Raw genomic sequence first — 8,683 nt, 5'->3', positions numbered from 1 at the left:
GGACAATTTGCTTGAATACAGTGGAATGTACGATTAGGGAGGGAAGTTATCGTTTTTCTAAGATAACTCGACCGACTCAACTGCAACAAAAAGCGTTAGATTTATTGGGAGTTTCCCTAATTTGTAGCCAGTAACGTGGCGGCGGAAATTCTCTTAATCCCTCCTACAGCACAGCTTATGCCTTTTTGTCAACGGGGAAGTCCAGGTATATAGCCTATACTCAACGGATTTAGTATGAAACTAGCGCGGTAGCGTTTCCACTTTCGGGGAGTTTTGATTCTCGACGTATTTTTTTAGTTGTTCGACAGTAACGTCGCCACAACTAGCCACGAAATAAGCTCCCGTCCAAAAATAAGGTTTATTGTCGAAATACTTTGCCGCCAAATCCGGAAATTCCTTTCTAATTAAGCGACTACTAACTGTTTTAAGGTTAGCGATTAATTTGGATAAAGCGATGTCAGGCTTGTAATCGATAATCAGGTGAACGTGATCCGATTCACCGTTAAAATCAAGTAAAGTGCTTTCCCATTTTGTGAGCGTTGATACAAAGATTTCTTTAAGTCGGGCTAAGATTTCATCGTTAATAGCTTTTCGCAGGTATTTGATCACGAATACAACATGAGCAGTAAGTTTGTAAACAGAGCAAAATCCATGATTGTAATCAGTTGAAATATTAGGCGGTAAGTGTTATAATTTAACTATACATCACGAAACTAACGACAGTGATAACGCTTACTTACCAGTACAAACTAAAGGTAAACAGACAACAGGAACGGGGGATAATCCACATTCTTGATGTTTGCAAAAGCGTTTATAATTACGCTCTTTCAGAACGGAAAGATTGGTTAAACTCTCGAAAGTGTCTTGCGGATCACTGTTCGCTAGTTTCTGAGCACATAATTCCTGCGGATGAACCTTATCCTAATTACTTTGTTCAAGCTAAAAATCTAACGGAAGCTAAAAAAGTTTACCCGATATTAAAGAGGGTTAACGCTCAAGTCTTACAGCAAGTCTTAAAAACTTTAGATAAAGCGTTTGACCGCATGAAATCGAAAGGCTTCGGCTTTCCTAGATTTAAGAAAAAGATGCGGAGTTTTGTTTTTCCTCCGCTCTCAAAAAGCTTTCTAGGTGAAGAATACTTAAATTTTCCACAATTGGGAAAAATTCGGATTAGGAAATCTAGGAAGTACCCGTCTGGGTTCGAGCCTAAACAAGCTCGAATTATCCGCAAAGCGTCGGTATTTTACGTTTCGGTTTCTTTCCAATCTACGGAATTAGTTCCCGATATGACAGTTGGGAAGACTTGTTTAGAAATCGACGCGGGAATTGAAAGTTTTGTGGCTACTTCACGAGGAGATTTAATCAAAGCCCCTCGATTTTTGTTGAAAGTACAGAGTAAGCTTAAATTGCTACAAAGACGCTTAAAACATCAAGTCAAAGGCTCAAACAATTGGTTAAAACTCCAAGATAAGATAGCAAGATTACATGAGAAAGTATCTAATACTCGTAGAGATTGGCACTTTAAATTAGCTCATTATCTTTGCGATCTCGCTGATAATATCTTTGTTGAGGATATTAACTTCGTTTCCTGGTCTAGAGGGATCGTTAGAAAACAATCTCTAGATTCGGGTATCGGTAGTTTTATTAATGAGATATTACCGTTTGTCGCTTGAAAACGGGGAAAATATTATCTTAAAGTTGATAAAAACGGAACTTCACAGGAGTGTCCTAATTGTGGCGCGATTACTGGCAAAAAAGCGTTATCGGAAAGAGTTCACCGATGCGATTCCTGTGGTCACATCGAACCGACAGATACGGCATCAGCGAAGGTAATCGAGAACCGAGGAAAAAACGCGGTCGGGCTGACCGTGTTAGAAAACGCTCGCGGAGGCGATCGGTTGGGGATCCTCCGGTTAAACCCAGTCGATCTAGTTAAAAGCCTAAGAACCGAGAATCCCCCGCTACACCGTGCAAAGTATAGCGGGGGAGAGTCAAAGCTGAGGGACTTCTGACCACCTTTAACTAAACTGCTGCGAAGTAAACCTTCGACTTCACAGGATCGGGAACCATGGTAGCATCCCCTTCTTGCCAACCGGCGGGACAAACTTCATCTGGGTGGGATTGGACGTATTGAATCGCTTTCAGAGTGCGGAGGGTTTCATCGACACTGCGACCGAAGGAAAGATTATTAATAGTAGCGTGTTGGATAACACCTTCTTTATCGATGATAAACAGACCACGCAGGGATACTCCCGCATCAGGATCAAGAACATTGTAAGCGGTGCTGATTTCTTTTTTCAGATCCGACACCAAAGGATAGGCCACATCCCCCACACCGCCGGATTTTCTCTCGGTTTGAATCCATGCTAGGTGAGCAAATTCGCTATCGACGGACACCCCTAAAATCTCGGTGTTGATGCTGGCAAATTCGCTAACTCGATCGCTGAAAGCGGTAATTTCCGTGGGGCAAACAAAGGTAAAATCGAGGGGATAGAAGAATAAAACGACGTATTTACCCCGATAATCCGACAATTTGATGGTTTTGAACTCTTGATCGAAAACGGCGGTCGCGGTGAAATCCGGCGCCGCTTGTCCGACTCTTAAGCAACCTTCGGCGGTCATACTCTTAATCTCCTTAATCTAGTTTCTGGGAAAATGCAACTATTTTTACATTCCTTAACAACTATATCATAGTCATAACGATTTTGAGTAGTCAGCAATCAGTTATCAGTGGCCAGCGGGGAGATAGGGTGATGGGGTGATAGGGTGATGGGGGTTAGGTGTTAGAGCGGTTTGATCGGGCGAGAGAAAAACAATTTACCCACTTTTCGCACTTCTTAACATTCAATAGCTACAATCATGGATTTTTATCAAGGTTAAGAATTGTATTTTTTTTTCTCAGAAAAAATCAATTATTGAAAATGTTCTCAATAGTAGGTTCTACAATGAAGGTTTTTCGTCAAAACATCTTGGGGAATGTAAAAATATATAAAAGTATATGAAGATTTGCGGAATGTCGGATTTAATAAACTTCATAATGTTCACTTTCGCAGCCAAAATAAGAATTTAAGGACAGCGAAAGAGATCGTCGTACGAGGAATTTAGCCCATTGTACAACTTAGTACATCTTTCTTGCCTCAACGCTCCGACCTGCTGCTGTCTGCTTTTACTTATAGTTGCAAAGGCTATGTCAATGTCATCAAGCACCGGTAAATATCTATCCCCATCCCAACGTCAGCAACTTCTCGAAATCTTAACAGAACCGAATATCTCTGATGTTGATCGCAAACGGATTCAAATCATTCTCCTCGCTGACGAGGGCAAATCCCAGGGCGATATCCGTAGGCTTCTCGATTGTACTGCCGCCACCGCTAGTAAATGGATACTGATCGCCGAGAGTGGCAAGATCGATCGCTGGCATAAATACCGCCGCGGTCGCCCGCCAAAAGTTGATCAACCTTACCTCGATCGCCTCAAGGAACTGATTACTAAATCCCCCCGGGATTTCGGTTATTCCTTTAAGCGATGGTCGGGAGTTTGGTTAGCGCGGCATCTAGAGAAAGAATTCGGAGTGGCGCTCACCCCCACCCACATCAATCGCCTCCGCAAACAGCTACAGCCGATCCGCATCGTCGATCTTTCCCCTTCAGCCAAAGCTTAAAACAACTATGCTCGATACTCACAGCCTCGTCAATCCGTGGCCGGAATTCCTGTCCGAAACCCAGTGGCGGAGTCTCCAGAAAACGGCGATCTCCCTCTCTCCCGAAGCAGGTACCCTGTCCCTACAGCCCGGATTATACCTAGTCGTTCGCGGCAAAGTTCGGATAGCGAACTCTCAGCAAAAAGAGATGATCGCGCTCAAAACCGACGAATTTTTCGGAGAATTCACCCTCTTTCCCCGATCGGGTTTTCTGCCCTACTCGGTTCGAGTCTCGGTGAAGGCGGAACTACTTCTTATCCCCGAGTCCGCGCTGAGGCCGATTCTGAAAAAACACCCCGCCCTGAAAAAAACATTACTGCAACGGGCGCGGGAAATTGAGCAACTTCTTGGGACGAAGGCAGAAGAAACGGACAAAAAAAGCGATCGAGCCTATTTCCCCTCTCCGGCGCAGCGGTTAGGTCACTGGATCGGGCAATCCCTCCGCCGTTATCCCTTCTTCGAGCAACAGTCCGCCTCCGATTGCGGGGCGGCCAGTTTAGTCATGATCGCCCGTTATTGGGGCAAAAGAATCAGCGTCAACCGTTTGCGGGAAATGGCCAACGTCAACCGCGACGGGGCATCCCTGAAGGGACTGATCACAGCGGCGGAAAATATCGGCCTCTCCACCCGTCCGGTAAAAGCGACTCTAGAGGGATTAGGGAAACAACCCCTACCAGCGATCGCTCACTGGGAAGGCAAACACTTCGTTGTTATCTGGAAAATTACCCCCAAACAGGTGATTATTGGCGATCCAGCGATCGGGCAATTAATCCTAAGTCGTGCCGAATTCACCAGTAAATGGACGGGATTCACCCTGCTGCTCCAACCGAACCAGAAATTTCGGGACACGAAAGAGGATAAAACCTCTCTCTGGCAGTTTTATCGCTTACTGGAACCCCATTGGTTCGTACTGCTGGAAATTTTCGTCGCCTCGCTCTTTATTCAGATATTCGGCTTAATTACGCCGATTTTCACCCAGTTAATCCTCGATCGAGTAATCGTCCAGGGGTCCTTAACTACCCTTTGGGCGATGGGGATCGGTGCGCTAATTTTCGGGGTTTTTCGGGTGGCAATTACCGGTTTACGCGCCTATCTCCTCGATCACACCGCTAATCGCATCGATACGGCATTAATCACCGGTTTTATCCGCCATACCCTCAGCCTTCCCCTCGGTTATTTCGAGTCCCGCTATGTGGGCGATATTATTTCCCGCGTCGGGGAAAATCGCAAGATTCAGCGTTTTCTCTCTGGGGAAGCTCTCTCGATTTTACTTGACTTATTAACGGTTTTCGTGTATGTGGCGGTGATGTTCCGCTATAGCTGGCAATTAGCCCTCATCAGTTTAGCGATCGTGCCACCGTTCTTTCTGCTGGCGTTAATTTCTACCCCTTTTCTCCAGCGAATATCCCGGGATATCTTTCAGGCGATCGCTAAAGAAAGCAGTTACCTGATCGAGATTTTAACCGGTATTCGTACCGTCAAATCTACTGCCACAGAGCGATCGACCCGTTGGCACTGGGAAGACCTTTTCTCGGTGGAGGTCAAGAAAAATTTCTCCGGGCAGATCATCGGCAATAATCTCCAGATATTCAGTAATCTGATCGAATCTTTAGCGACGACGGGTTTACTCTGTTTTGGTGCCTATCTAGTGATTCAAAATCAATTATCGATCGGACAACTGATCGCCTTTAATATGCTTTTTGCCCAGATCATTGCGCCTTTTCAACGCTTAACCGTTCTCTGGACACAATTTCAAGAAGTCAATATCGCCGTCGAGCGGATTAACGATGTACTAGACGCAAAGCCGGAGGAGAATTTAGAGGAACTTTCCCGTCAGTTTCTCCCGGAATTACAGGGACATATTCGCTTTGAAAATGTCACCTTTCGCTACCACACCGACAGCGATCGCAATGTTTTAGAAAACCTCAGTTTTGAGATTTTACCCGGTCAAACCGTTGCCCTCGTCGGTCGGAGCGGTTCGGGAAAAACCACGATCTCGAAATTGCTGATCGGCCTCTATCCCCCCACCGATGGGAAAATCTCGATCGACGGTTACGATCTGAGTACGATCGCCCTCAGTTCCCTCCGGCAACAGGTGGGAGTCGTCGATCAGGATACTTTTCTCTTCGGTTCCACGATTCGGGAAAATATCAGTTTAGGTCATCCCGATCACCCCCTAGAAAATGTGGTGGTCGCGGCGAAATTAGCGGGAATTCATGACTTTATTCAATCACTGCCCATGGGGTACGAAACCCAGATCGGCGAGGGTGGAGGGCTACTTTCCGGGGGACAGAGACAACGGATCGCCATCGCTCGATCGCTAATGGGAGAGCCGCGGTTATTAATCCTCGATGAAGCCACTTCCCACCTCGATACCGAATCGGAACGGATTATTCAAACAAATCTCCAGAAAATTCGGCAGAATCGCACGATGGTGATTATCGCCCATCGCCTCTCTACGGTGCGGAACGCGGATTGTATTCTCGTTCTCGATCGAGGGGTATTAGTCGATAGTGGAACCCACGAAGAATTAATGGCCCGTCCCGGTATTTACCGTAATTTGAACTCTAATCAATTGAGTGAATAACTATGACCACCAATCTAGACAGAGACCGCGATAACTGGTCTTTCCAGACCAAAGAATTGATCGATACTTTACCCCTACCCTGGACGCGTGGTTTACTCTATTTTCTGATTATTTTCGTCTCGATCATTCTCCCTTGGGCGATATTCTCAAAAGTCGATGAAACGGGTGTCGGTCCGGGAAAACTGGAACCCCAAGGGGAAACAGTCAAAATCGATGCTATCGCGACGGGAAAAGTGGAAAAAATCTATGTCCGTGAAGGCCAAGAGGTGAAAGCAGGAAAACCGATTTTAACCCTAGATTCCTCATTAATCGGCAAGGAAATACAACAAATTGAGGAGAAAATAGAAGGACAAAAAAGCCGTCTTTCCCAACAGAAACTTGTCAAAAGTCAGTTAGAGATTTCTTTAACCACCCAAAGCCAACAAAATCGCGCGGCAGCAGCGGAAAAAGAAGCCTCGATCGAACAAGCGCGGGAGAATGTGGACGCATTAATCAAGAAGGCCAAAATATCCCTAGAAGAACAACAGGCGCGGGTAAATCAAGCGAAAACCGCCCTCGCACAAAGTCAGACCGATTATCCGATTCTCAAAAGTCGTTATCAAACGGCTTTAAAAGAAGTCGATCGCTACCGAAAAGCGTGGGAGGATGGCGCGATATCGGAGGTACAATTCATCGAACGCGAGGACAATGCCAAGGAGCGCCAACAACTCTACGAGCGGGGAAAAGCGGAGGTAAAAGAAAATCAACATAAACTAGCGGAATTAAAAAGTGCCTACCGTCAGACGAGTCAACAAACGAGCGCCGATATCGCCCAAGCGCGTCTGCAATTACAGGAGCGGCAGCGGGGTTATCAAAGTCTCCGCCATTCCAACGAGTTGGCACTCTTAAGGGTACAGGAGCAGATTAACAATCTAGACACGGAGATCGCAACACTGGCATCGGAAATCGCCCAAAGCGAGAGCCAACGGCAAGCGCTCCAAATCCAACTAAGTCAGAGGGTTTTAAAGGCGAATACCGACGGCACAATCTTTTCATTACCGATTAAACGCGCGGGTGCGGTGGTGCAGTCGGGAACGCGGATCGCGGAGATAGCACCGAAAGGATCCCGGTTTATTCTCAAGGCAGAAATGCCCACGGATCAAAGTCAATTTCTCCGCGCCGGTATGCCGATAAAAGTCAAGTTCGATGCCTATCCTTTTCAGGATTACGGCATTATCGGCGGCAAGATCACCAAGAAATCACCGACGGCGATCGAAAAGGAAACGCCCAACGGAAAAATCAACGTTTTCGAGCTAGAAATTCAACTCGATCGCTCCTGTATTCAAAAGGGAAATCAATGTATTCCCCTCAATCCGGGAGATACGGCTACCGCAGAAGCGATCGTCCGTCAGCGTCGGGTGATCGATTACATCCTCGATCCCTTTAAAGATCTGCAAAAAGATGGGTTAAAACTGTAGTTTTTTTCAGGAGTCATTATGTCCCATAGTATCACCATCACCAATCAAGACCTTATCCAACAGCTTAAGCTATCGGGGAAAGTTCCCGAAATGGCCGAGGGAATTATCGCTCGGAAAATCATCACCGAAACCGCCACGGAAGCGGGGATTAAAAACACAACTGACGAGTTACAACAGGCGGCCGATCAATTCCGTCTCGCCAATGAATTACATAACGCCAAAGATACATGGAATTGGTTGCAAAAACAGGGCTTATCCCTAGACGATTTCGAGGAGATCGTTCAATTCAATTTACTATCGGGTAAATTAGCCGAACATCTTTTCGCAGACAAAATTGAATCCTATTTTGTGGAACACCAGCTAGATTATACCGGCGCGGTGATCTATGAGGTAGTGTTAGCAGATCAGGCGATGGCAGAGGAGTTGTATGAATCGATTCAGGAGGAGGAAATCAGCTTTCAGGAAGTAGCGCATCGCTATATCGAGGATGTGGAATTACGACGCAAGGGAGGTTATCGCGGTACTGTTTCCCGCAAGGATTTACGACCGAATCTTTCGGCCGCAATTTTCGCATCGGATTCTTCTCGATTGTTGAAACCGCTGCAAGGCGATCGAGGTTTTCACCTGATTTTCGTCGAGGAAATCGTTAAACCAAAATTAACCGAGGAGTTGGCTTTGCAAATCCGTGTCGAGTTGTTTAACGGCTGGATGAAGGAGAAGATTCAAGAGATAGAATACGAGTTCAGTAATTAATCGTGAACGGGGTGGGTATTGCTCACCCCGCCCCTTAATTATTCTGGCTCTTCCAAACTTGTCATGTAAAATTAAAGAAAAAACAGACAATTATTGCTGACCAATAAAACAATAATTTATCTTTAAAAGCTGACTATGCTTGCAATACAGCAATTTATTGTTTAAAATATAGACAGCCAAGACCAG

6 protein-coding genes and 1 pseudogene are annotated in these 8,683 nt (G+C 45.8%); 5 read left to right on the top strand and 2 right to left on the bottom strand.

The window, feature by feature from the left end; genetic code table 11:
• Nucleotides 1-240: 240 nt before the first annotated feature.
• Nucleotides 241-672 carry an IS200/IS605 family transposase gene (gene tnpA / locus IM485_RS00105; RefSeq protein ID WP_104395444.1) on the bottom strand — a complete coding sequence of 144 codons (432 nt, stop codon included), beginning with the start codon at nt 670-672 and terminating at the stop codon, nt 241-243.
• A 50-nt stretch (nt 673-722) separates the two neighbouring features.
• On the opposite strand from tnpA, the pseudogene IM485_RS00100 reads away from it, so the two are divergent.
• Nucleotides 723-2,012: pseudogene (locus tag IM485_RS00100) on the top strand (RNA-guided endonuclease InsQ/TnpB family protein).
• A gap of 10 nt (nt 2,013-2,022) precedes the next feature.
• Here IM485_RS00100 and IM485_RS00095 read toward each other — a convergent pair.
• Complete coding sequence (locus IM485_RS00095) at nt 2,023-2,622, bottom strand: peroxiredoxin (RefSeq protein WP_002735961.1); 600 nt, start codon at nt 2,620-2,622, stop codon at nt 2,023-2,025.
• 571 nt (nt 2,623-3,193) lie between these two features.
• On the opposite strand from IM485_RS00095, the gene IM485_RS00090 reads away from it, so the two are divergent.
• From IM485_RS00090 to IM485_RS00075, 4 genes are read left to right on the top strand one after another with little or no spacing between them, the layout of a single operon-like run.
• Entirely contained in the window at nt 3,194-3,661 is a 468-nt protein-coding gene (locus IM485_RS00090) for a helix-turn-helix domain-containing protein (RefSeq protein WP_104395445.1), read from the top strand.
• A 7-nt stretch (nt 3,662-3,668) separates the two neighbouring features.
• Nucleotides 3,669-6,287, top strand: coding sequence for an ABC transporter transmembrane domain-containing protein (locus IM485_RS00085; RefSeq protein ID WP_104395446.1), 2,619 nt, complete (start codon nt 3,669-3,671; stop codon nt 6,285-6,287).
• 2 nt (nt 6,288-6,289) lie between these two features.
• Nucleotides 6,290-7,744: a beta-barrel domain-containing protein gene (locus tag IM485_RS00080; RefSeq protein WP_287740403.1), complete on the top strand. Its 1,455-nt coding sequence runs from the start codon at nt 6,290-6,292 to the stop codon at nt 7,742-7,744.
• A gap of 18 nt (nt 7,745-7,762) precedes the next feature.
• Entirely contained in the window at nt 7,763-8,497 is a 735-nt protein-coding gene (locus tag IM485_RS00075; RefSeq protein ID WP_104395448.1) for a foldase protein PrsA, read from the top strand.
• The last annotated feature ends 186 nt before the right edge of the window (nt 8,498-8,683 follow it).

The sequence above is a fragment of the Microcystis sp. M169S2 genome (assembly GCF_020245865.1).
GTDB classification, from domain to species: Bacteria; Cyanobacteriota; Cyanobacteriia; order Cyanobacteriales; family Microcystaceae; genus Microcystis; species Microcystis ichthyoblabe_A.
The sequence above is the reverse complement of the archived record's forward strand: the minus strand, read 5'-3'. Positions and strand labels throughout refer to the sequence as shown.

Excerpts from the sequence above, each read along its gene's own strand:
- IM485_RS00095 (WP_002735961.1), bottom strand. The coding sequence starts at position 2,622 with ATGACCGCCGAAGGTTGCTTAAGAGTCGGACAAGCGGCGCCGGATTTC.
- IM485_RS00090 (WP_104395445.1), top strand. The coding sequence starts at position 3,194 with ATGTCATCAAGCACCGGTAAATATCTATCCCCATCCCAACGTCAGCAA.
- IM485_RS00085 (WP_104395446.1), top strand. The coding sequence starts at position 3,669 with ATGCTCGATACTCACAGCCTCGTCAATCCGTGGCCGGAATTCCTGTCC.
- IM485_RS00080 (WP_287740403.1), top strand. The coding sequence starts at position 6,290 with ATGACCACCAATCTAGACAGAGACCGCGATAACTGGTCTTTCCAGACC.
- IM485_RS00075 (WP_104395448.1), top strand. The coding sequence starts at position 7,763 with ATGTCCCATAGTATCACCATCACCAATCAAGACCTTATCCAACAGCTT.